General features: G+C 65.2%; 19 protein-coding genes. 11 read left to right on the top strand and 8 right to left on the bottom strand.

What is annotated here, in order from left to right; translation table 11 throughout:
* The first annotated feature begins 45 nt into the window (after window positions 1-45).
* From BLS75_RS05965 to BLS75_RS05935, 7 genes are read left to right on the top strand one after another with little or no spacing between them, the layout of a single operon-like run.
* Window positions 46-1,035: an AMP-binding protein gene (locus BLS75_RS05965; protein ID WP_041117778.1), complete on the top strand. Its 990-nt coding sequence runs from the start codon at window positions 46-48 to the stop codon at window positions 1,033-1,035.
* Entirely contained in the window at window positions 1,032-1,808 is a 777-nt protein-coding gene (locus tag BLS75_RS05960) for an ABC transporter ATP-binding protein (protein WP_011060915.1), read from the top strand. Before BLS75_RS05965 ends, BLS75_RS05960 begins: the two co-directional genes overlap by 4 nt.
* Entirely contained in the window at window positions 1,808-2,689 is an 882-nt protein-coding gene (locus tag BLS75_RS05955) for a branched-chain amino acid ABC transporter permease (RefSeq protein ID WP_011060916.1), read from the top strand. Before BLS75_RS05960 ends, BLS75_RS05955 begins: the two co-directional genes overlap by 1 nt.
* A gap of 4 nt (window positions 2,690-2,693) precedes the next feature.
* Window positions 2,694-3,743 (top strand): branched-chain amino acid ABC transporter permease, encoded by a 1,050-nt coding sequence (locus BLS75_RS05950; protein WP_011060917.1) that lies wholly within the window; start codon window positions 2,694-2,696, stop codon window positions 3,741-3,743.
* 28 nt (window positions 3,744-3,771) lie between these two features.
* Complete coding sequence (locus BLS75_RS05945; protein ID WP_011060918.1) at window positions 3,772-5,106, top strand: ABC transporter substrate-binding protein; 1,335 nt, start codon at window positions 3,772-3,774, stop codon at window positions 5,104-5,106.
* Between the two features lie 3 nt (window positions 5,107-5,109).
* Complete coding sequence (locus BLS75_RS05940) at window positions 5,110-5,877, top strand: ABC transporter ATP-binding protein (protein ID WP_015635334.1); 768 nt, start codon at window positions 5,110-5,112, stop codon at window positions 5,875-5,877.
* A 13-nt stretch (window positions 5,878-5,890) separates the two neighbouring features.
* The gene (locus tag BLS75_RS05935; protein ID WP_019094299.1) at window positions 5,891-7,327 is read left to right on the top strand and encodes an FAD/NAD(P)-binding protein; all 1,437 of its coding nucleotides are present in this window, start codon (window positions 5,891-5,893) and stop codon (window positions 7,325-7,327) included.
* Window positions 7,328-7,383: 56 nt separating this feature from the next.
* Here the strand turns inward: BLS75_RS05935 and BLS75_RS05930 are convergent, their stop codons facing one another.
* The 6 genes from BLS75_RS05930 to BLS75_RS05905 all read right to left on the bottom strand — a co-directional run bounded on the left by BLS75_RS05930 (window position 7,384) and on the right by BLS75_RS05905 (window position 12,881).
* Entirely contained in the window at window positions 7,384-8,490 is a 1,107-nt protein-coding gene (locus BLS75_RS05930; protein ID WP_011060921.1) for a Gfo/Idh/MocA family protein, read from the bottom strand.
* A 231-nt stretch (window positions 8,491-8,721) separates the two neighbouring features.
* Complete coding sequence (locus tag BLS75_RS05925) at window positions 8,722-9,489, bottom strand: SDR family oxidoreductase (RefSeq protein ID WP_011060922.1); 768 nt, start codon at window positions 9,487-9,489, stop codon at window positions 8,722-8,724.
* Between the two features lie 39 nt (window positions 9,490-9,528).
* Window positions 9,529-10,596, bottom strand: a complete 1,068-nt coding sequence (locus tag BLS75_RS05920) for a phosphotransferase family protein (RefSeq protein ID WP_011060923.1) — start codon at window positions 10,594-10,596, stop codon at window positions 9,529-9,531.
* Between the two features lie 247 nt (window positions 10,597-10,843).
* Window positions 10,844-11,794: a 2-hydroxyacid dehydrogenase gene (locus tag BLS75_RS05915; protein WP_072452254.1), complete on the bottom strand. Its 951-nt coding sequence runs from the start codon at window positions 11,792-11,794 to the stop codon at window positions 10,844-10,846.
* A 17-nt stretch (window positions 11,795-11,811) separates the two neighbouring features.
* Window positions 11,812-12,207, bottom strand: coding sequence for a VOC family protein (locus BLS75_RS05910; RefSeq protein WP_019094301.1), 396 nt, complete (start codon window positions 12,205-12,207; stop codon window positions 11,812-11,814).
* 134 nt (window positions 12,208-12,341) lie between these two features.
* Complete coding sequence (locus BLS75_RS05905; RefSeq protein ID WP_072452253.1) at window positions 12,342-12,881, bottom strand: cysteine hydrolase family protein; 540 nt, start codon at window positions 12,879-12,881, stop codon at window positions 12,342-12,344.
* 493 nt (window positions 12,882-13,374) lie between these two features.
* Here BLS75_RS05905 and BLS75_RS05900 point away from each other — a divergent pair, with 493 nt between their 5' ends.
* Both BLS75_RS05900 and BLS75_RS05895 read left to right on the top strand, forming a co-directional pair.
* The gene (locus BLS75_RS05900; protein WP_019094303.1) at window positions 13,375-14,655 is read left to right on the top strand and encodes a serine/threonine transporter; all 1,281 of its coding nucleotides are present in this window, start codon (window positions 13,375-13,377) and stop codon (window positions 14,653-14,655) included.
* Window positions 14,656-14,971: 316 nt separating this feature from the next.
* Window positions 14,972-16,645, top strand: coding sequence for a SulP family inorganic anion transporter (locus tag BLS75_RS05895; RefSeq protein ID WP_072452252.1), 1,674 nt, complete (start codon window positions 14,972-14,974; stop codon window positions 16,643-16,645).
* A 54-nt stretch (window positions 16,646-16,699) separates the two neighbouring features.
* Here the strand turns inward: BLS75_RS05895 and acnB are convergent, their stop codons facing one another.
* Window positions 16,700-19,309 carry a bifunctional aconitate hydratase 2/2-methylisocitrate dehydratase gene (gene acnB, locus BLS75_RS05890; RefSeq protein ID WP_011060929.1) on the bottom strand — a complete coding sequence of 870 codons (2,610 nt, stop codon included), beginning with the start codon at window positions 19,307-19,309 and terminating at the stop codon, window positions 16,700-16,702.
* A 409-nt stretch (window positions 19,310-19,718) separates the two neighbouring features.
* Between acnB and BLS75_RS05885 the strand changes: the two genes are divergently transcribed.
* Window positions 19,719-20,186, top strand: coding sequence for a DUF1289 domain-containing protein (locus BLS75_RS05885; protein ID WP_011060930.1), 468 nt, complete (start codon window positions 19,719-19,721; stop codon window positions 20,184-20,186).
* A gap of 113 nt (window positions 20,187-20,299) precedes the next feature.
* Here the strand turns inward: BLS75_RS05885 and BLS75_RS05880 are convergent, their stop codons facing one another.
* Entirely contained in the window at window positions 20,300-21,163 is an 864-nt protein-coding gene (locus BLS75_RS05880; protein WP_011060931.1) for a universal stress protein, read from the bottom strand.
* A 289-nt stretch (window positions 21,164-21,452) separates the two neighbouring features.
* On the opposite strand from BLS75_RS05880, the gene miaE reads away from it, so the two are divergent.
* Window positions 21,453-22,058 carry a MiaE family protein gene (miaE, locus tag BLS75_RS05875; RefSeq protein WP_011060932.1) on the top strand — a complete coding sequence of 202 codons (606 nt, stop codon included), beginning with the start codon at window positions 21,453-21,455 and terminating at the stop codon, window positions 22,056-22,058.
* The last annotated feature ends 126 nt before the right edge of the window (window positions 22,059-22,184 follow it).

Genomic DNA, 22,184 nt, shown 5'->3' with positions numbered 1-22,184 from the left:
CCAGCGGACCACCGCACGCGATTGCCAAGAGATCGAGGTCAACTCATGAGCGTGCATGAACTCAAGCGTGCGCCGAGCGCGGATTCGCCAGCGCCCCAGGCCCGGCTGCAGTTGAGCGGGGCCCTGGAGCGGTTGCGCCACTGGGCCCAGGTCAGCCCGTTGCACAACGCCTTGCGCCACAAGCGCCACGGCCACTGGTATGCCTGGCGCTGGATCGACGCCCTGCGGGACGTCGAGCGCCTGGCCGACGGCCTGCGCCAGCAGGGCCTGACGCCGGATTCGCGGTTGGCAGTCAGCGCCCGCTTCGAACCGGACCTGCTCCTGCTGGCCCTGGCGGCCCACAGCCTTGGCGCCGAGGTGCTGAGCCTGGACGACGAGCTGCCGCCCCAAGCCCTGCGCCAGACCCTGTGGCGCCTGCAACCGAGCCACGCCTTCGTGCATTCGCGCCAGCAGGTGCTGGATTGGGTCGCCGCCAGTGAAAACGCTCTGGCCCCGCAGTTGCTGATTGCCGGGCAAGCCTTGCCGCGCCTGCCGGAAGGCGCGCATCTGCCCCTGCTGGAATTGCGCGAGCTGCTGGGCCGGGGCGAGCCACCCCGGCGCCAGGCCAATTGGCGCGCCCCGGTCGGCAGCGGCCAATTGTGGAGCGAGGAGGGCACGCAATGGCAGGAGGGCCTGACGGTGCTGCTGGAGCAATGGCTGGGCAGTGGCCAGTGCCTGGCCTTCGCCGAAAGCCGCGGCTCGACCAGCCGCGACCGGCGGGAGGTGGCCCCCAGCGGCCTGCTGCTGTCGCCCCAGCGCCTGCAACGCCTGGCGGACGAGATAGAGAGCCGCCTGGCGCCCCCCGACAGCTGGCGCCGACGCCTGTGCGAGTGGGCCTTGGCCCATCCCCAGGGCCTGTTGGCGCGCCTGCTCAAGCATCGGGTGCGCCGCCTGCTGGGCTTTGCTCGCCTGCAATTCATCTGGCAGGCCCCCCAGGCCACGACGCCACCGGCCACCCCGGCCTGGATCGTCGAATTCACACGGAACATTGCATGAGCCACGCCGAATCCATTTTGCAAGTCAGTGACATCTCCCTGTCGTTCAAGGGGGTCAAGGCCATCAATCAACTGTCGTTCGAGGTGCGCCGGGGCGAGATCTGTGCCCTGATCGGCCCCAATGGCGCGGGCAAGAGTTCGCTGCTCAACGTGCTCAACGGGGTCTATCGCTTTGACGCCGGGACCATCGTGTTCGAGCGCCAGCCGTTGCAGCGCATCGACCCGCTGGACGCCGCGCGCCGGGGCATCGGCCGCACGTTCCAGAACAACGCGCTGTTCAAGAAGATGAGCGTGCTGGACAACCTGCTCACCGGCCTTTCGCGCCACTCCCGCGCGCGCTTCATCGAACAGGCCCTGGGCTTGCCCCGGGCCCGCCGTGAAGCCCGGGCATTCCGCCAGCTGGCCGAAGGCATCCTGCAGTTTCTGGAATTGCAGGCATTGCGCGATGTGCCGGTGGGCAACCTGGCCTATGGCCTGCAAAAGCGCGTCGAGTTGGGCAGGGCGCTGATCGCCGGGCCCAGCCTGTTGCTGCTGGACGAACCCCTGGCCGGAATGAATGCCGAGGAGAAGCAGGAAATGGCCCGATTCATCGCCGACATCAACCGTGACCTGGGCACCACCGTGGTGCTGATCGAGCACGACATGGCGGTGGTCATGGACCTGTGCGACCACGTGGTGGTGCTCGACTACGGACGCAAGGTGGGCGATGGCACACCGGCCGAGGTCCAGGCCAACCCCGAGGTGATCGCCGCTTACCTGGGGGCCGTGCACTGATGGCATTCTTCTTCGAAACCCTGCTCGGCGGTCTGCTGGCCGGCACCCTGTATTCACTGGTGGCCATCGGCTTCGTGCTGATCTACAAGGCCAGTGGCGTGTTCAATTTCGCCCAGGGCTCGATGCTGCTGTTCGCCGCGCTGACCTTCGTCAGCCTGCACGAGCAGGGCGTGCCTTTCGCCCTGGCACTGTTGCTGACGGTGCTGGTGATGATCCTCGGCGCCTGGCTGATCGAACGCCTGGTGCTGCGACCCTTGGTCAACCGTTCGCCGATCACCCTGTTCATGGCCACCCTGGGCCTGTCGTTCATCATCGAGGGCCTGGCCCAGGGCCTGATGGGCTCCCAGGTGCGGGCCCTGGACCTGGGCATCGACGATGTGCCGCTGTTCCTCGGGCCGCTGATGGTCAGCCAGTTCGACCTGATTGCCGCGGCCACCGCCCTGGTGCTGGTGACGGTGCTGGCGCTGCTGTTCAACAAGACCCGCATCGGCATCTCGCTGCGGGCGGTGGCCGACGACACCACGGCGGCGCTGTCCATCGGCATCAACCTCAACCGCATCTGGCAGATCGTCTGGGCGGTGGCCGGGGTGGTGGGGCTGGTGGCCGGGCTGCTCTGGGGGGCACGCCAGGGGGTGCAGTTCTCTCTATCGCTGGTGGTGCTCAAGGCGCTGCCGGTGCTGATCATCGGCGGCTTCACCTCGATCGGCGGGGCGATTGCCGGCGGCCTGATCGTCGGCGCCGCCGAAAACCTGGCGGAGGTCTATATCGGCCCGCTGATTGGCGGCGGCATCAGCCCCTGGTTCGCCTATGTCCTGGCCCTGGCCTTCCTCTACATCCGCCCCGCCGGCCTGTTCGGCGAGCGGGCCATCGAGCGAGTGTGAATTGATGTCCCTTCTTCTGACGCGGCAAACCGCCCCCTTGCTGCTGGTCCAGCGCCGCCTGCCCTGGGGCCTGGCCGGCCTGTTGCTGCTGGCCTTCGGCGTGGTGCCGGTGCTGGGCAACGACTATTGGCTCAACGCGATCCTGATTCCGTTCCTGGTGCTGTCCCTGGCCGGGCTCGGGCTCAACCTGCTGACCGGCTACACCGGCCAGACCTCGGTGGGCGCCGCCGGCTTCATGGCCGTGGGGGCCTTTGCCACCTACGGTATTCTGCTGCGCCTGCCGCAGCTGGGGCTGCCCCTGGCCCTGCTCGGCGGCGGCCTGATCAGCGCCCTGGTGGGCTGGCTGTTCGGCCTGCCCAGCTCGCGGATCAAGGGTTTCTACCTGATGGTCAGCACCCTGGCGGCGCAGTTCTTCCTGGAGTGGCTGTTCGTCAAGTTTCCCTGGTTCTACAACTACGGTTCCTCGGGCACCATTTCGGCGCCGCAGTTGAGCCTGCTGGGCCATGACCTGAACCACCCCCAGGGGCGCTACCTGCTGACCCTGGTGACGGTGCTGCTGTTGACCTGGGTCGCGCAGAACCTGGTGCGCAGCCAGGTCGGGCGCAACTGGATGGCGATCCGCGACATGGACACCGCCGCCGCGGTGATCGGCATCCCGGTGGCCCGCTACAAACGCCAGGCGTTTGCCGTCAGCTCGTTCTACCTGGGCATCGCCGGTGCGCTGTGGGCCTTCGCCTACCTGGGTACCGCCAGCGCCAGCAGCTTCGATATCAATCGTTCGTTCCAGATCCTCTTCATCATCATTATCGGCGGCATGGGCAGCGTGGCCGGCAACTTCGTCGGCGCGGCCTTCATCAGTCTGTTGCCGATTCTCCTCAGCCATGCCGGGCAGGCGCTGCTGGGCGGGGCGGTGGACGCCGGGCAGTTGCAGAACCTGCAGAAAATCATTTTCGGCGTGCTGATCATCCTGTTCCTGATCAAGGAACCCGAGGGCCTGATCCGCTTGCTGGGCAACTTGCGCGAGCGCCTGCGGCACTGGCCGCTGCGCTTCTGAATTCCTCCTCCCAGAACAGAGAGACAACATGCGTGCATCCTTGAAAGCTTCCCTGGCCGGCGCGGCGTTGCTGCTGGCGGCGGCCGTTGCCCCGGCAGCCCAGGCCGGGCCGGACCAGCAATTCTTCCCCCTGGCCACCTACCGGGTCGGCGCCTATGCCTCCAGCGGGGTGCAGGTGTGGGCCGGGATGATCGACTACCTGAACTACATCAACCAGGTGGAGGGCGGCATCAACGGGGTCAAGCTGGTGTGGCAGGAGTGCGAGACCGAATGGACCGCCGAGAAGGGCATCGAGTGCTACGAGCGCTTCAAGAACGGCCTGGATGGCGCACCGGTAGCGGTCTACCAGCCCAACGGCGCACCGGCGGCCTATGCCCTGAGTGAGCGTGCCGAGGTGGACAAAATCCCGCTGATCACCCTGGGCTACGGCCGCACCGAAGCCACCGACGGCACGGTGTTCCCCTACAACTTCCCGGTGATGCTGACCTTCTACAGCGAGGCCTCGACCCTGGTGAACTACATCGCCCAGCGCGAGGGCGGGTTCGACCGGCTCAAGGGCAAGAAGATCGCCACGCTTTATCACGACTCCGCCTATGGCCGGGAAACCCTCGGGCCGCTCAAGCTGCTGGCCGAGAAGTACGGTTTCGAGAACATCCAGATCCCGGTGGCCGACCCGGGCAACGAGCAATCGGCGCAATGGCGGCAGATCCGCCAGCAGAACCCGGACTGGGTGTTCCTGCGCACCTGGGGCGTGTCCACCCCGGTGGCGGTGAAGACCGCCGCGCGCTTCGGCTTCCCGGTGGACCACATCATCGGCGATATCTGGGCCAGCTCCAGCGAAGACGTGCTGCCGGCCGGCGCCGCGGCCAAGGGCTACCTGGCGCTGACGCCCTACCCGGCGGGCAGTGACTTCGAGATCCACAAGCGCCTGAAGCAGTACATCCTCGATACCGGCAAGAGCGACCTCAAGGACCTGAAGAATTTCGGCAGCGTGTACTACAACTCCGGCCTGGTGAACGCGGCGGTGGCGGTGGAGGCAATCCGGACCGCCCAGGGCAAGTTCGGCAAGCGCCCGCTCAATGGCGAGGAAGGGCGCTGGGGCCTGGAACACCTGAACATCGACGACGCCCGGCTCAAGGACATGGGTTACCTGGGGCTGATGCAGAACCTCAAGCTGTCCTGCCGCGATCACGAAGGCGGCGGCGCGGCCCGGGTGCAGCAATGGGACGGCGCCAACTGGACCCTGATCAGCGAGTGGATTGCCGCCGACCGCGCGCTGCTACGGCCGCTGATCGACGAAAAGGCCGCGGCCTTTGCCAAGGAGAAGCGCCTGGTGCCCCGTACATGCAACGAGGGTGACTGAACCATGAGCCACAGCGCCACGGCCGCGACGGCCGAGACCTTGCTGCAGGTACAGGACATCGAGGTGATCTACGACGGCGTGATCCTGGCGCTGGCCGGGGTATCTTTGAGCGTGCCCCGGGGGGCCATTGTTGCCTTGCTGGGGGCCAATGGCGCCGGCAAGAGCACCACCCTCAAGGCCATTTCCGGGCTGGTGCGGGCCGAGCGTGCCGAGCTCAGCCGCGGCGCCATCGCCTTTGCCGGGCAGGACCTGGCCGGGGTCGACCCCAGCCAGCGGGTGCGCCAGGGCATGGTGCATGTGCTGGAAGGGCGCCACGTCTTCCCCCAGTTGACGGTGGAAGACAACCTGCGCGCCGGCGGCTTTGTCCGTGGCCTGGGCCGGCGCCAGCTGGAACAGGACCTGGAGCGCATCTACAGCTGGTTTCCGCGGCTGCTGACCAAGCGCCGGGTGCGCGCCGGGCTGACCTCCGGTGGCGAGCAGCAGATGCTGGCCATCGGCCGGGCGTTGATGACTCGTCCTACTTTGGTACTGCTGGATGAACCGTCCATGGGCCTGGCGCCTATTATCGTCCAGGAGATTTTCCAGATCGTCGCCCAGCTCAATCGCGAGGCGGGGGTGAGCTTTCTGATCGCCGAGCAAAGCATTAATCTGGCGCTCAAGTACGCTTCCCATGCCTACCTGCTGGACACCGGACGCGTGGCCTTGTCCGGCAGCGCCGAGCAACTGCTGGCCCGGGGCGACCTGCAGGATTTCTACCTGGGCAAACACTGACCGTGAGCATTCCATGAGCCAAACCCACACCGGACAGGCAACCCCTGCCACCCGTGATGCGCCAATCCTGATTGTCGGCGGCGGCCTCAGCGGCGCCTTGCTGGCCGCCCAGTTGCTGCGCCTGCCGGGCCAGCGACGGATCCTGGTCATAGAACCGCGCAGCGAGCTGGGGCGCGGCGAGGCCTACAGCGCCGTGGAGCTGGGGCACACCCTCAATGGCAACGCCGCGCGCATGAGCGTCGACCCGGACAACGCCGACGACCTGACCCAATGGCTGGCCCGGCACATCGCCGAGGGCGGCTGGCCCGAGTCGGACCGCCAGCATGTGCCGGTCAGCGAACTGTTTCCGCCCCGCGGGCTGTTTGGTGTCTACGTCCAGCAGCGCCTGGCCGAGGCCCAGGTGCAGGGCCGGGCGCAGGGCTCCTCGTTGAGCCATGTGCAGGGCGAGGCGGTGGACCTGGAAACCGGCCCTGACGGCGTGCTACTGACCCTGGCCGATGGCCGGCAACTGCCCGGCGCGGTGGCGGTGCTGGCCACCGGCATGTTCCCGGCGGCGCGTACCCCGCAGACCCGTTCCAGCGGCCTGAATGCCGCGGCGCTGGACCCCTGGGATGTGGCGGCCATGGCCCGCCTCGATCCCCGGGCGACGGTGCTGATCATCGGTTCCGGGCTGACCATGGTGGACGCCGTGGTGTCCCTGGAGCAGGCCGGGCATCGTGGGCCGATCGAGGTGTTTTCCCGGCATGGGCTGCTGCCACACGTGCGCCGCCAGCCCCCGGCCTGGGAAGACTTTCTCGGCGCTGACCCGAGCATCCGCAGCCCTCGGCAACTGCTGCGGGCGCTGCGCCAGCAATGCCGCGTGGCCGAGGCCCAGGGCATCGACTGGCAGGCCCCGCTGGACACGGTGCGGGTGCATATAGGGCGCCTATGGAGCCAGGCCAGCGAGGTGCACAAACGCCAGTTCGTGCGCCATGTACGGCCCTGGTGGGAAAGCCATCACCATCGCTCGCCGCCCCTGAGCGCCGAGCTGGTGGCGCGCCTGCATGAAGAAGGGCGGTTGCGGATTCATGCCGCTTGCTACCAGGGCCTGGAGCCGGGCGACGAAGGCCGGCTGGCGATCCGCCTGCGCTACCGCGGCAGCCAGGACAGCGTGCGCATGGCGGGCGATGCCCTGATCAACTCCAGCGGCATCGAATACGACTGGCGCCGGGTGGCGCGGCCCTTGCCGCGCCAGCTGCTGGCCCGCGGCCTGGTGACACCCGGGCCTTTGGCCCTGGGCATCAGCGCCGCACCCGATGGTGCCGTGCACAACGCCCAGGGCCAGGCCTGCGAGCGCCTGTTCGCCATGGGGCCGCCCCTGCGCGGCCTGTGGTGGGAAAGCACCGCCGTCACCGACGTCGCCCTGCAGGCCAAGGCCCTGGCCGCGCGCCTGGCCAACCACCAACCGTAGGCGCTGGCTTGCCAGCGAAGGCGCCCGCAAGATCGCCTTCGCCGGCAAGCCGGCTCCTACAGTGCCACCCAGCGCTGTTCGGCGGCGGCAGTGCGGATCGCCGCGGCCAGGCGCTCCACTTCCCAGGCTTCAGCGAAATCCGTGCCGTCCCGGCCCTGGCCGCACAGGGCCATGATCAATTCGTGAACTTCCAGGGTCTTGAGTTCGTTGTAGCCCAGCTGGTGCCCCGGGGCCGGGCTGAAGGCCGCGTAGCCGGGCAGGGCGGGCCCGGCCAGCAGGCGCTGGAAACCCTTCTGGCCGACCCGGTACAGGCGCAGTTCGTTGAGGCGTTCCTGGTCGAACGCCAGGGTGCCGAGGGTGCCGCTGATCTCGAAGCTCAGGTGGTTCTTGTAACCATGCTTGATCCAGCTGCTGCTCAGCGTACCCCGCGCGCCATTGGCAAAGCGCAGCAGGGCATGGGCCTGGTCATCCACGGCGATGGCGCGGCGTTCCTGGCTGCCGGCTTCGGTGGGGCGTTGCAGGTGCACGGTCTGGGTATCGGCGCACACCGCCTGCACCGGCCCCATGAGAAAGCGTGCCATGGCCAGCAGGTGGCTGCCCAGGTCCGCCAGGGCGCCGCCGGCGTGCTGCGGCTCGCAACGCCAGGACCAGGGGGCATCCGGGTCGGCCATGAAGTCTTCGCTGAACTCGCCCTGGAAACTCACCAGTTGCCCCAGTTCGCCGTTGCCGATCATGTCCCTGGCCTGGGCGATCACCGGGTTGTGCTGGTAGTTGTAGCCCACCCGGGTCACCACCCCGGCGGCCTGGGCCGCGTGGTGCATCTGCCGGGCCTGTTCGACGCTGACCGCCAGGGGCTTTTCGCAGTACACCGCCTTGCCTGCGGCCAGCGCCGCCATGGCCATGGGGAAGTGCAGGTGGTTGGGAGTGGTGATGGCCACCAGGTTGACCCGGGGGTTGGCCACCAGGGCCTGCCAGTCGGCATGGGCCTGGGCAAAGCCCCAGGCGCCGGCGCAGTGTTCGCCGCGCTGGGCGTCGGCGTCGGCCAGGGCCGCCAGGTGCAGGCGCACCGGCAATTCGAAGACCGCGCCGGCACTGCGAAACGCCAGGGCGTGGGCACGCCCCATGAAACCGGTGCCGATCAAACCAATGCCGAGCTCGTCCATAACCGCACCTGCAGAATTATTGTTCTAGGGAGGGCTAGTTATGGAATAAGTATTCTTTAATTGCAATTGGTGGAATTAAAATTTTGAAAGACGCCTGTAGGAGCCGGCTCGCCGGCGAAAAGGGCCGCCTGAGTTGCGCCGGGCTCAAGGCCTTCTTCGCTGGCAAGCCAGCTCCTGCGGGAAATGAAAAAGGCAGCCCGGAGGCTGCCTTTGTTGTGGTGCAAGCGGGCCTCAGGAGAGGAAGCCGCCGTCCACATTGAGCGAGACACCCGTGGTGTAGCTGGAGGCGTCGCTGGCCAGGTAGAGCACCGCGCCGGCCATTTCGCTGGGGTCGGCCACGCGCTTGAGGGGGATCTGCGCCAGGGCGGTCTTGAGGATGGCGTCGTTCTTGACCAGGGCCGAGGCGAACTTGGTATCGGTCAGGCCCGGCAGCAGGGCGTTGCAGCGGATGCCGAACTGCGCGCATTCCTTGGCGAAGACCTTGGTCATGTTGATCACCGCAGCCTTGGTCACCGAGTAGATGCCCTGGAAGATCCCCGGCGAGATGCCGTTGATCGAGGCCACGTTGATGATGCTGCCGCCGCCGTTTTCGCGCATCAGCTTGCCGGCTTCCACCGACATGAAGAAGTAGCCGCGGATGTTGACGTCGACGGTCTTCTGGAAGGCCCCCAGGTCAGTGTCCAGGACGTTGCAGAATTGCGGATTGGTCGCAGCGTTGTTGACCAGGATGTCCAGGCGCCCGAACTGTTCGCGGATGCCGGCGAAGACTTGGCTGATCTGCTCCATTTCACCGATGTGGCAGGCAATGGCGGTGGCCTTGCCGCCGGCGGCGATGATCGCGTCGGCCACGTGCTGGCAACCTTCGAGCTTGCGGCTCGACACGATGACATGGGCGCCTTGCTGGGCCAGCAACTTGGCAATGGCCTCACCGATGCCGCGGCTGGCGCCGGAGACGAATGCGATCTTGCCGTCGAGGTCGAACAACTGAGTCTTGGACATGGTTTTTCCTTGTTTGGGCTGTCGAGCGCCGGGGCGCGGTCAGAGGCTGGATTTGTGAATGACCTGCAGGCTCATCTGCTCCAGCAGTTTGTTCATGTGAATGAACTGCGCGAAGCGTTTGTCCTGGGTCTGGCCATGGTAGAAGCGGTAGTAGATCTGCTGCACGATGCCGGCCAGGCGGAACAGGCCGTAGGTGTAGTAGAAGTCGAAGTTGCCGATTTCGATTCCCGCGCGCTCGGCGTAGTAGTCGACGAACTGCTGGCGGGTGAGCATGCCCGGGGCGTTGCTCGGCTGGCGGCGCATCAGTTGCACCGGCGCCGGGTCGCCGGCCTCGATCCAGTAGGCCAGGGTGTTGCCCAGGTCCATCAGCGGGTCGCCCAGGGTGGTCAGCTCCCAGTCCAGCACGCCGATGATCTGCATCGGGTTCTGTGGGTCGAGGATCACGTTGTCGAAGCGGTAGTCGTTGTGCACGATGCTCGAGGTCGGGTGGTCGGCGGGCATCTTCTCGTTGAGCCAGGCCTTGACCTTTTCCCAGTGCGGCGCGTCCGGGGTCAGGGCCTTCTCGTAGCGGTCGCTCCAGCCCTTGATCTGGCGCTGCACATAGCCTTCGGGCTTGCCCAGGTCACCCAGGCCGCAGGCGCTGTAGTCGACCCGGTGCAGCTCGACGAAACGATCGATGAAGCTCTTGCACAGGGCCTCGGTCTGGCCGGCATCCAGGCCCAGCTCCGGCGGCAGGTCGGAGCGCAGGATGATGCCCTTGACCCGTTCCATGACATAGAACTCGGCGCCGATCACCGACTCGTCGGTGCAGTGCACGTAGGCTTTGGGGCAGTAGGGGAAACCGTCCTTGAGCTGGTTGAGAATGCGGAACTCGCGGCCCATGTCGTGGGCCGACTTGGCCTTGTGGCCGAAGGGCGGGCGACGCAGGACAAACTCCTGCCCGGGGTATTCCAGCAGGTAGGTGAGGTTCGAGGCACCGCCCGGGAACTGGCTGATCTGCGGCGTACCGCTCAGGCCGGGAATGTGCGCCTTGAGGTACGGGTCGATCAGGTTGGCATCGAGTTCCTCGCCGGAGCGAGTGCGGGTGGACTGGTCTGTAAGCGCCATGCTTATCCCTTCTGCTTATTCTGGAGGCCAGAGATTATTGGCTAATCTAATGCGCCTACCGGCCCCTCACAATCGCGGCGGGCCTTTATAGGTGCGCGTGTTGCCGGACAATCATTGCTTTTGATACAAGCGTTTGAATTTAGCCCCGTGTGTCTACGACCCGATGAGAGCAAGCCGGCTCCTACACCAGTCATGCAGGCACAGAGGTTGTCCGCCCCACGAGCATAGGCGTTGACTCGGGGCTGGGTCAGTTCGGTGCCGGCAGGGCCAGCGGGGTCAGCAGTGGCCGGCCTTCGAAGTGAGCCAGCAGGTTCTGGCCGACCATCGCCACGGTATCGCGGCTGGCCTGGGGCGAAAGGCCGGCGACGTGAGGGGTCAGCACCACATTGTCGAGCACCTTGAAGGCGTCCGGGACTTGGGGTTCGTCATCGAACACATCCAGGGCCGCGCCGGCAATCCGCCGCTGCTGCAGGGCCTGCAGCAGTGCGTTGGTGTCCACCACGCTGGCCCGGGCGATGTTCACCAGGAAACCTTCGGGGCCAAGGGCTTCCAGCACCGGCTGGTCCACCAGGTGCCGGGTGTCGGCGCCGCCCGGGGTGGCGATCACCAGGGCGTCCGAGTCCCGGGCCAGTTCCACCAGGGTCGGGCAGAAGCGGTAGGGCTGGTCGGGGCGTGGCTGGCGGCTGTGGTAGCTCACCGGCATGTCGAAGCCCAGGGCGCAGCGCCGGGCGATGGCCTGGCCCACGGCGCCGAGGCCGAGCACCCCCAGGCGCATGCCGGCCAGGGACGGGCGCAGCACCTTCGGCCAGTGCCCCTGGCGTACCGCGGCATCGGACTGGGGAATGCCGCGCACCAGAGACAGCAACAGGGCCAGGGCATGATCGGCCACGGACGAGGCGTTGACCCCGGCGCCATTGGTTACCGCGATCCCGCGATTGCTCGCCGCTTGCAGGTCCACTTGCTCATAGCCGGCGCCGATCACGCAGATGATCTGCAATCGGGGCAGGGCGGCGATTTCCGCCGCGCTCAGCCCCAGGGGGCCACGGGTCAGCACCGCATCGATCTGCCCGGCGTGGTCCCGGATCGCCTGGGCCCGGGTCTGTGGGGTGGGCGCCAGGATCAGCCTGAAACCCAGGTCTTCGAGGTGCGGCAGGTAGGCGTTGACGTTTTCAACCAGGACCAGAACGGTGGCGCGCATGGCGGACTCCTCGTGGGTTAGCGGGGCAGGGGTTGGCGCAATTGAAAGATGTTGCCTTCCGGGTCGATGCCGTCGCAGGCCCGGGCGTCCTTGAATTGCCATTCGCGCTCGGCCTCGTACACCCGGCCACCGGCCTTGGCGGCGCGCTGCCGGGCCCGGGCCAGGTCGTCTACCTGGAACAGCGGCTTGCAGGCGCAATCGCTGCGGGGCAGCGGCGGTTCCTGGAGGACGATGCGCGCAGCAATCGCTGGCGGCACCTGGACCAGGGTCAGCTCGAAGCCCTGGTGGGCCAGTTGCTGGTAGTCGGCTTGCTGTTCGGTGATGGGCCAGCCCAGCAGTTCGGCATAGAAGCGGGCGAGGGAAGGTGGATCAAGGCTGTAGAGGAGGCAGCCGGCGATCGTCGTGGCGCTCATGGAGGGTTCCATACGGGCAGGGGCGAAGGCTCAAGGGTGCGGGTTGCGAGGGATTTTGGCAATGCTCGCCGGCACCGTTCCCGGGGGAATCACGCCATGTTCGGCGTGCCCGGGGCGGTGTGGGGACGATGGGGTCAGAAGGTTACGTCGGCGGTTGTGGCCAGGCGCACGAAGGGGCCGTTCAAGGTGGCGTTATGGTGGGCGATGATGGTTTTTGCCCCGATCAGCGGCGTGTCCATGCAGGTGTGGGCGTCTTCCACCAGCACGGCGGCAAAGCCCAGGTCGCCGGCGGCGCGGCAGGTGGTATCGACGCAGTACTGGGTCTTCATGCCGACGATCACCAGTTCATTGACCTGGGCCTCCTGCAGGCGCTCGGCCAGCCCGGTGCCGACAAAGCAACTGGGGCGGGTCTTGTCCAGTACGCAGTCCAGCTCTTCATCCACTTCCAGGGTCGGCAGCAGTTGCCAGAAGGGGCTGCCAGCGGCAATCGGGGATTCGGCGGGGCCGGTATGGCGCACGGCGAAGATCGGCGCCCCGGCCTGGCGGGCGCGGCGGATCAGTTGGTTGATGTTTTCCAGGACCTGCTCGCGCTTGTAGGGCTTGTCCGGTCCATTGAACAACCCGACCTGCATGTCGATCACCAGCAGGGCACGCTTGGCGTTGGATAAAGGCATCTTGTCTCTCCTTGTAGTGCCAGCTGGACGGAGAAACAAAAGGCCCCGTCCATTGCTGGCGGGGCCTTGGTTCTACTGTGCTTGTGTCATCCCGCACAGCCACCACACGACCCGCCGGAGGCAGTCGTGGTGGTGGAGGTAGGGTTCAGCGCGTAGATATTCATGGGGTCCGATCATGCCGCCTGCCCGTGAGGCTTGTCAACGCGGCCCGCTAGGGGCCGGCTTGCCGGCGAATGGCGTCTTCAGGCGGGCGCCTTTCGCTGGCAAGCCAGCTCCTGCGGAACCCGGATTGAGCGGGAGAGGGCCGGGCCAGACGCTTTCCCATCAAACGAAAAAATACCTGCAGCGCATAAACCGTTCCTCAGCTGAGTCTATGCAGCGCCCTTGGAATCCCGGACAATCGCGCCCCCTCTTTTCGCTCGGGCACTGCCTGTCGGGTACTCCGATACGCCCGGGTGAATGGCAAACGACCGGAATGTGGAGATCCCACCGGATGAATGATCAGGCCAACAGCGTTGATCAACGCTTTGAAACCGCGGCCCCAGCAACCCTGACCCGCTGGAACCGCCAAGACACCACCTGGATGCTCGGCCTGTTTGGCACGGCCATCGGTGCCGGTACCCTGTTTCTGCCCATCAATGCCGGCATCGGCGGTTTCTGGCCGCTGTTGATCCTGGCGCTGCTGGCCTTCCCCATGACCTTCTATGCACACCGCGGCCTGACCCGCTTCGTGCTTTCCGGGCGTGACGGCGCGGACATCACTGACGTGGTGGAAGAGCACTTCGGGCTCACCGCCGGTGCCCTGATCACCTTGCTCTACTTCTTCGCGATCTTCCCGATCCTGCTGATCTACAGCGTGGCCCTGACCAACACCGTCGACAGCTTCATGACCAACCAACTGCACATCGCGCCGCCACCGCGGGCGATCCTGGCCCTGGTGCTGATCTTCGGCCTGCTGGTGGTGGTGCGTTGCGGCGAGCAGGTGATCGTCAAGGCCATGAGTCTGATGGTCTACCCGTTCATCGTGGCCCTGCTGTTCCTTGCGGTGTTCCTGATCCCGCACTGGAATGGCGGCATCCTCGCCACCGTCAGCGATGTCCCGGCGCCTTCGGCCTTCCTGCATACCCTGTGGCTGGCGATTCCGGTGATGGTCTTCTCGTTCAACCATTCGCCGATCATCTCGGCCTTTGCCGTGGACCAGAAGCGCCGCTATGGCGTGCACGCCGAAGAGCGCAGCTCGCAGATTCTCTCCCGCGCCCACCTGCTGATGGTGGGCATGGTGCTGTTCTTCGTCTTCAGCTGCGTACTGACCCTGAGCCCGGCGCAACTGGCCGAAGCCAAGGCGCAGAACCTGTCGATCCTGTCCTACCTGGCCAACCATTTCCAGAATCCGACCATCGCCTTTGCCGCGCCGTTGATTGCCTTCGTGGCCATTGCCAAGTCCTTCCTGGGCCACTACATCGGTGCCAGCGAAGGCCTCAAGGGCCTGATCGGCAAGAGCGGCCGGCGCCCGGGCACGAAAACCCTGGACCGCGTCACCGCCGCCTTCATGCTGGTGATCTGCTGGGCCGTGGCCACCCTCAACCCGAGCATCCTGACGATGATCGAGACCATGGGCGGCCCGGTGATCGCGGCGATCCTGTTCCTGATGCCGATGTACGCCATCCGCAAGGTGCCGGCCATGGCCCGCTACCGCGGCCAGGCCTCCAACGTCTTCGTGACCCTGGTGGGCCTGGTGGCCATTACTGCCCTGGTGTACTCCCTGGCGTCCTGACAGCCTTCCGGTAGGAGCCGGCTTGCCGGCGAAGAGGCCCGCAAGCCAACTGCAAGGTGCGCGGACGCCTCCCTGGCGAACCCGCTGCTGCACACAACGCCGTCGGTACTTCACTGTACCGGCGGCGTTGTCGTTCAAGGCATTGATCAGGATTGTTTGCTGCCTTGAATAAAGGGCTAAGCTGGTGCTCTTATTGTTGCCAGGAACCCGCCCGTGGCCATTCCCGCCCCTCTGGCTGCAAGCCTGCCCAAACATGTTTATTCCGTTGGGCGACACCCCCTGAATCTGGATTTTGCGTTGTCACGGATGAACCCGATTGGCCACTGAACCCCTGACCCACCTAACCGCTGCACCCAAGCGCACCCGCGACCTGCTGGCCGGCCTGTCCATTGCCGGCCTGTTGTTGCCGGAAGCCGTAGCCTATTCCAGCATCGCCGCCTTGCCGCCCCAGGCCGGGGTCATTGCTCTGTTTGCCGGGTTGCTGTGCTACGGCCTGTTGGGCACCAGCCGCTTTGCCATTGTTTCTGCCACTTCATCGTCGGCCGCGGTGCTGGCGGCGGCCACCCTGTCCCTGGCCGGTGGCGACGCCCAGCTGCGCCTGAGCCTGGCCTTTGCCCTGGTGCTGCTCACTGGGGCGTTCTTCCTCCTGGCCGGGCTGTTCCGCCTGGGGGGCGTGACCGCTTTCATTGCCAAGCCGGTGCTGCGCGGCTTTGCCTTCGGCCTGGCGTTGACCATTGTCCTCAAGCAGTTCGCCACCGTGGTCGGGGTGCACCTGAGCACCGGCAACCTGGTGCGCTTCCTGCCGCAGTTGCTGGAGCAGTGGCCGCAATGGAACTGGGCCGGCGCCGCGGTGGCGGCGGTGGCGCTGCTGGTGCTGGGGATCTGCTCGCGAATTCCCTATGTGCCCGGCGGGCTGGTGGCGGTGGTGATCGGCATTGGCGCCGGCCAGTGGTTCAACCTGCCGGCCCATGGCGTCGACCTGATCGGGGTCATCGAACTCAAGCTGGAGGTGCCGAGCCTGCCGCAACTGCCTTTTGCCGACTGGCTGCGCCTGGGGGAGCTGGCGTTCGCCCTGGTGATGATCCTGTATGCCGAATCCTATGGTTCCATCAGCTCCTTTGCCCTGAAGCATGGCGACCGGGTTTCCTCCAACCGCGACCTGCTGGCCCTGGGCGCTTCCAATCTGCTCTCGGGGCTGTTCCATGGCATGCCCGCGGGGGCCGGCTACTCGGCCACCTCTGCCAATGAGGCGGCCGGGGCGCGCTCGCGCCTGGCAGGGCTGACCGCGGCGGCGGTGATGCTGCTCATCGTGCTGACCGTGCTGCCCTATATCGCCCTGACCCCGGAGCCGGTGCTGGCGGCGATTGTCATGTACGCCCTGGGCCATGGCCTGAGCCTGCAACCCCTGGGGCGCTACTTCATCTGGCGGCGTGACCGGGTGCTGGTGATCTGCGCGGTCAGCGCGGTGCTGGTGCTGGGGGTGCTGGACGGGCTGCTGCTGTCAGTGGGCATCAGCATCCTGTTGCTGCTGCGGCAGATGTCGGCGGCGGATATCCAGATCCTCGGGCAACTGGGTAGCGGCCACGACTTTGTCGATCTCAGCCGTCATCCTCAGGCCCGGCAGGTGCCCGGCGTGCTGATCCTGCGGCCGGGGGAGGCGTTGTTCTTCGCCAACGCCGAACGCATCCTTGGCGGCGCCCTGCGCCTGATCCGCCATGTGCAGGCGCCGATCCACAGCATCATCCTCAGCCTGGAGGAGTCCCCGGACCTGGACGGCACCAGCATCGAGGCCCTGGACGAGTTCTTCCGCCAGGTCAGCCTGGAGCACAAGCACCTGGCCCTGGCGCGGCTCAAGCACGAGGCCAAGGACGCCCTGGCACTGCTGCCGTCGAGCCGCGAGTACCAGGTGCTGCTCAGCGGCACCAGCGTCGACGACACGCTGCAGGAGAGCCTGCGGGGCTGGAAGGCCGGGGCTATTTCCCAGGCATAAAAAAACGCCGCGTATCGTGGAATACGCGGCGTTCCTTCTTACAACGCTACAGCCTTAGGCTTGCACCACCGGGATGTTGGCGTTGGCAGCCGCTTCACGGAACTCGGCGATCTGGTCGAAGGACAGGTAGCGGTAGATATCGGCCGCCATGCTGTCGATCTTGCCAGCGTATTCCATGTACTCCTCGACGGTCGGCAGGCGACCCAGGATCGAAGCCACCGACGCCAGCTCGGCCGAAGCCAGGTAGACGTTGGCGCCATCGCCCAGACGGTTCGGGAAGTTACGGGTCGAGGTCGAGACCACGGTGCTGTTCGGCTCGACGCGTGCCTGGTTACCCATGCACAGCGAGCAGCCCGGCATTTCCATGCGTGCGCCGGCCTTGCCGTAGATGCCGTAGTAGCCTTCTTCGGTCAGTTGGTGAGCGTCCATCTTGGTCGGCGGCGACAGCCACAGACGGGTTGGCAGCTGGCCCTTGACCTGATCCAGCAGTTTACCGGCAGCGCGGAAGTGACCGATGTTGGTCATGCACGAACCGATGAACACTTCGTCGATCTTCTCGCCAGCAACGCTGGACAGCAGACGGGCGTCGTCCGGGTCGTTCGGCGCGCACAGTACCGGCTCGCTGATGTCGGCCAGGTCGATTTCGATGATTTCGGCGTATTCGGCGTCGGCATCGGCTTCCATCAGTTGCGGGTTGGCGATCCAGGCTTCCATCGCTTGAGCGCGACGTTCCAGGGTACGTGCGTCACCGTAGCCTTCGCCGATCATCCAGCGCAGCAGGGTGATGTTGGACTGCAGGTACTCGGTGATCGACTCTTTCGACAGCTTGATGGTGCAACCGGCAGCCGAACGTTCGGCCGAGGCGTCGGACAGTTCGAACGCCTGCTCCAGGGTCAGGCCTTCCAGGCCTTCGATTTCCAGGATGCGGCCGGAGAAGGCGTTTTTCTTGCCTTTCTTCTCGACGGTCAGCAGGCCGTTCTGGATGGCGAAGTAAGGAATGGCATGGACCAGGTCACGCAGGGTGATGCCAGGTTTCATTTTGCCCTTGAAGCGCACCAGGATCGATTCCGGCATGTCCAGCGGCATGACGCCGGTGGCAGCGGCGAACGCCACCAGGCCGGAACCGGCCGGGAACGAGATGCCCATCGGGAAACGGGTGTGGGAGTCACCACCGGTACCGACGGTGTCTGGCAGCAGCATGCGGTTCAGCCACGAGTGGATGATGCCGTCGCCCGGACGCAGGGAAACGCCGCCGCGGGTCATGATGAAGTCAGGCAGGGTGTGGTGGGTGGTCACGTCGATCGGCTTCGGATACGCCGCGGTGTGGCAGAAGGACTGCATCACCAGGTCAGCGGAGAAGCCCAGGCACGCCAGGTCTTTCAGTTCGTCACGGGTCATGGGACCTGTGGTGTCCTGGGAGCCCACGGTGGTCATCTTCGGTTCGCAGTAGGTGCCAGGACGAACGCCTTTGCCTTCTGCCAGGCCGCAGGCCTTGCCGACCATCTTCTGCGCCAGGGTGAAGCCCTTGGTGCTTTCAACAGGGGCTTCGGGCTTCTTGAACAGGTCGAACGCAGGCAGGCCCAGTTCGGCGCGAGCCTTCTCGGTCAGGCCACGGCCGATGATCAGCGGGATACGGCCGCCGGCACGGACTTCGTCGAGCAGGACCGGGGTCTTCATTTCGAAGGTGGCCAGGACTTCGTCGGTACCGTGCTTGCAGACTTTGCCTGCGTGCGGGTACAGGTCGATCACGTCGCCCATGTTCATCTTCGACACGTCGAATTCGATCGGCAGGGCGCCGGCGTCTTCCATGGTGTTGTAGAAGATCGGGGCGATCTTGCTGCCGAAGCAGAAGCCGCCGGCACGCTTGTTCGGAACATAAGGCACGTCGTCGCCGAAGAACCACAGCACCGAGTTGGTGGCCGATTTACGCGAGGAACCGGTGCCGACCACGTCGCCGACGTAGGCGATCGGGAAGCCTTGACCGCGCATTTCTTCGATCTGCTTCATCGGGCCGGTCTTGCCTTGCTCGTCCGGAACGATGCCGTCACGGGCCATTTTCAGCATGGCCAGGGCGTGCAGCGGGATGTCCGGGCGGGACCAGGCATCAGGAGCAGGGGAGAGGTCGTCGGTGTTGGTTTCGCCGGTGACCTTGAACACCCGCAGGCTGATCTTGTCGGCCAGTACCGGGCGGTTCTTGAACCACTCGCCGTCGGCCCAGGATTGCAGTACGCCTTGGGCGTGAACGTTGCCGTTCTTGGCTTTTTCCGCGACGTCGTGGAAGGCGTCGAACATCAGCAGGGTGTGCTTGAGTTGAGCGGCGGCCACTGGCGCCAGTTCGGCGTCGTCCAGCAGGTTCACCAGGGTCACGATGTTGTAGCCGCCCTGCATGGTGCCCAGCAGTTCAACGGCGCGCTTCTTGTCGATCAGAGGGGAGGAAGCTTCGCCTTTGGCCAGCGCGGAGAGGAAACCGGCCTTGACGTAGGCGGCTTCGTCGACTCCTGGTGGAACGCGATTGGTGATCAGGTCAACGAGGAAAGCTTCTTCGCCAGCCGGGGGATTCTTCAGCAGCTCGACCAGGCCTGCAGTTTGTTCGGCGTTAAGCGGCTGGGGAACGATACCCAGTGCTGCACGCTCTTCGATATGTTTGCGGTAGGCTTCAAGCACAGTTATTACCCTCATCAGTGGTCCCAAATGGGTGTCCGGGACGCTCATCCCGAAATTGCCGTACTCATGCGCTGCGTGGCGTTGTGGGCCACTTAGCCAGAATTACCGACAATTCCTTACAGAAGCTGCTTTCAAAGTTTTACGCCTGCAGAACGGGGAGCTGATGAGGGTTGGCGTTGGGTTTTTCCCCGCTGGAAAAACCCCTCGCCAACACCGCTCTGAAGGAACGACTGTGCTCGTGACGCTTTGAAAACAGCTTCAAACGGACATTGGCGCCTAAAAAGGCTGGCTGATTCTACGGTAAAAAAAGCCTCAACGTAAGTTGCTGTATTGAAGTTTGAGGGGTGATCAATCTTAGACAAAGGGCTAACATTGCCCACTGTTTTGCTTTTGCGTGCGTTGTCTATCTATGCCCAATCAGACCATCAAGACCCCCTGCGTCGGCCTCTGTTCCACGGTTTACGGCGATCTGGTATGCCGTGGCTGCAAGCGTTTCCACCATGAAGTGATCAACTGGAATGGTTACAACGAGGAGGAAAAACGCGCGGTCTGGCTGCGTCTTGAGCACCTGCTGGTGCAGGTGATGGCGGCCAAGCTGGAAGTCTTCGATCCGGTGCGCCTGCGCGAGCAACTGGAGCAGCGCAAGATCCGCTTCGTGCCCCATCAGTCCGAGTATTGCTGGGCCTACCAGCTGATTGCCCGCGGCGCGCGAGTGATCAACCAGCTCGATGCCTATGGGATGGTGCTGCTGCCGGAGTTTCGCGACTGGGCCTTGCCGGAGTTGCGCGACGCCATTGATCGGGAATTCTTCCTGCTGTCCGAAGCCCACTACCAGCGCTACATCGCCCCCGGCTTTCTCAAGGATGCCCTCGGCTGAGTGCTTCGCCGCCAAGGCGCCCCCCACGCAAATGCCACTGTAGGAGCTGGCTTGCCAGCGAAAGCGCCGTCATGGACGGCGCAGATTACGCGATGGCGTTGCGGGGAGGGGGCTCAAGCCTTGGCCGCCAGCTCTTCCAGGTGATCCATGATGTCCGCCGGCTTGAGCACCAGCACGTCGCTGTCCAGGGAGTCGAGCACCACTTCGGCGGTGTTGCCGATCAGTGCCCCGGAAATCCCGGTGCGGGCCACGGTGCCGATGATGGTCAGCACGGCGCCAAGCTTGTGGGCCAGGTGGGGAATCAGCACATCGGCCGGGCCTTCCTCGATATGCAGGTGGGCGTCGTCGATGTCGAACTCGGCCTGGAACGCCTTGCACTGCTCGCGATAGCGCGCCTCGATGGTTTCCTTGAGCTGGAACACCGGGTCGGCGGCCGAGAGCATCGGCGACGGGTGAGCGCTGATCACATGCAACTGGGCCTTGGCCAGGCTGGCGATATCGAAGCCGTGGTCGACGATACTGGCGTGCAAGGCCCGGTGCTCGCCGTCCATGTTGCCGACGTCGATGGCGGCCATCACCACGCCGCCGACCCAGGGCGTGGCGGTCTTGACCAGCAGCACCGGGGTCGGGCAGTAGCGCAGCAGTTTCCAGTCCGCCGGGGTCAGCAGGGCTTTCTTCAGCGGGGCGTCCGGCAGGTGCTGCTTGATCACCAGGCCGCAGCCCTCGGCCTGCTGCACATCGATGATGGTTTCGTGCAGGCTTTCGTTCCAGGCCTGCTCGGTGGTGACGCTGTAGCCTTCGCCGGTGAGGCTGCTCTTGAGTACGCTCAGTAGCGCCGAATGCTCGTGCTTTCTGTCGCAGACCAGCAGGTGCAGGTGGGCCTGGGTGACCCCGGCAATCAGCTTGGCGCGCTTGAGGGCAAGGCTTTCGCCGGGCGTGGGATCGATGACCACCAGGATACTGCGGATGCTTTGCATGATCGGGATCTCCAGGAAGGGATGAACGGTTAGGGTCTGTTCCCGTTTGGCCCCGCAACGCGGCTCGTCACCAAACGGGAACAGACCCTAGCGTGCACAACTATAGTTGCTGGCGCCCGGGCCGGATGTTGATGCATATCAATCGCGGCCGCTGGTGGTCTGCGGCCCGGCCGGTATAATCGCCGGCCTTTCGCTATGAAGCCTTTTGTCCCGTGAGCCTCATGTTAACGATCACTGATAGTGCTGCCTGCCGCTTTGCGGTGGTGGCTGATTGTTCGGAAATGCGCCGATGAACTTTCCTGAAATTCCCGACTTTCTTGGCTGCCGCACGCCCGACGCCTGGGTCCAGGCGGCCCTGGCCGACCAGGAAACCCTGCTGATCGACCACAAGAACTGCGAGTTCAAGGCCGCCAGCACCGCCTTGAGCCTGATCGCCAAGTACCACGCCCATGTCGACCTGATCAACATGATGTCGCGCCTGGCCCGGGAAGAGCTGGTGCACCATGAGCAGGTCCTGCGCCTGATGAAGAAACGCAAGGTCGAGCTGCGCCAGTTGCATGCCGGGCGCTATGCCTCGGGCCTGCGCAAGGTGGTGCGCAGCCACGAGCCGGTGAAGCTGGTGGACACCCTGGTGGTGGGCGCCTTTATCGAGGCCCGCAGCTGCGAGCGTTTCGAAGCCCTGGTGCCGCACCTGGACGAGGAACTGGGCAAGTTCTACTTCGGCCTGCTCAAAAGCGAGGCCCGGCACTACCAGGGCTACCTGAAGCTGGCCTATCAGTATGGCGACGCCAAGGACATCGCCCAGGTCATCGACCGGGTGCGGGCGGCGGAGCAGGAACTGATCGAATCGCCGGATCCGGAGTTCCGTTTTCACAGTGGCGTGCCGGCCTGGTGAACGACTGCCCTTGTGTAAAAGCAGGGGCAAATTGTTAAAAACTCTTAAAAGAATGAAATATCGCGCAAAACCGCTGCAAGTCCCGGGTTTTGTGGCTTGCGTTATCCTTTCCTTAACCTCTTGCCC

The organism is Pseudomonas sp. NFPP12 (assembly GCF_900103205.1).
Lineage (GTDB): Bacteria > Pseudomonadota > Gammaproteobacteria > Pseudomonadales > Pseudomonadaceae > Aquipseudomonas > Aquipseudomonas protegens.
The sequence above is the reverse complement of the archived record's forward strand: the minus strand, read 5'-3'. Positions and strand labels throughout refer to the sequence as shown.

Bases quoted from the DNA above. Each gene is read 5' to 3' on its own strand.
- BLS75_RS05915 (WP_072452254.1), bottom strand. From the start codon at position 11,794: ATGCGCGCCACCGTTCTGGTCCTGGTTGAAAACGTCAACGCCTACCTG.
- BLS75_RS05905 (WP_072452253.1), bottom strand. From the start codon at position 12,881: ATGCCTTTATCCAACGCCAAGCGTGCCCTGCTGGTGATCGACATGCAG.
- BLS75_RS05930 (WP_011060921.1), bottom strand. From the start codon at position 8,490: ATGGACGAGCTCGGCATTGGTTTGATCGGCACCGGTTTCATGGGGCGT.
- BLS75_RS05920 (WP_011060923.1), bottom strand. From the start codon at position 10,596: ATGGCGCTTACAGACCAGTCCACCCGCACTCGCTCCGGCGAGGAACTC.
- BLS75_RS05910 (WP_019094301.1), bottom strand. From the start codon at position 12,207: ATGAGCGCCACGACGATCGCCGGCTGCCTCCTCTACAGCCTTGATCCA.
- BLS75_RS05880 (WP_011060931.1), bottom strand. From the start codon at position 21,163: ATGCAAAGCATCCGCAGTATCCTGGTGGTCATCGATCCCACGCCCGGC.
- BLS75_RS05900 (WP_019094303.1), top strand. From the start codon at position 13,375: ATGAATGATCAGGCCAACAGCGTTGATCAACGCTTTGAAACCGCGGCC.
- BLS75_RS05940 (WP_015635334.1), top strand. From the start codon at position 5,110: ATGAGCCACAGCGCCACGGCCGCGACGGCCGAGACCTTGCTGCAGGTA.
- BLS75_RS05935 (WP_019094299.1), top strand. From the start codon at position 5,891: ATGAGCCAAACCCACACCGGACAGGCAACCCCTGCCACCCGTGATGCG.
- BLS75_RS05885 (WP_011060930.1), top strand. From the start codon at position 19,719: ATGCCCAATCAGACCATCAAGACCCCCTGCGTCGGCCTCTGTTCCACG.
- BLS75_RS05960 (WP_011060915.1), top strand. From the start codon at position 1,032: ATGAGCCACGCCGAATCCATTTTGCAAGTCAGTGACATCTCCCTGTCG.
- BLS75_RS05965 (WP_041117778.1), top strand. From the start codon at position 46: ATGAGCGTGCATGAACTCAAGCGTGCGCCGAGCGCGGATTCGCCAGCG.
- BLS75_RS05945 (WP_011060918.1), top strand. From the start codon at position 3,772: ATGCGTGCATCCTTGAAAGCTTCCCTGGCCGGCGCGGCGTTGCTGCTG.
- BLS75_RS05950 (WP_011060917.1), top strand. From the start codon at position 2,694: ATGTCCCTTCTTCTGACGCGGCAAACCGCCCCCTTGCTGCTGGTCCAG.
- BLS75_RS05955 (WP_011060916.1), top strand. From the start codon at position 1,808: ATGGCATTCTTCTTCGAAACCCTGCTCGGCGGTCTGCTGGCCGGCACC.
- miaE (WP_011060932.1), top strand. From the start codon at position 21,453: ATGAACTTTCCTGAAATTCCCGACTTTCTTGGCTGCCGCACGCCCGAC.
- BLS75_RS05925 (WP_011060922.1), bottom strand. From the start codon at position 9,489: ATGTCCAAGACTCAGTTGTTCGACCTCGACGGCAAGATCGCATTCGTC.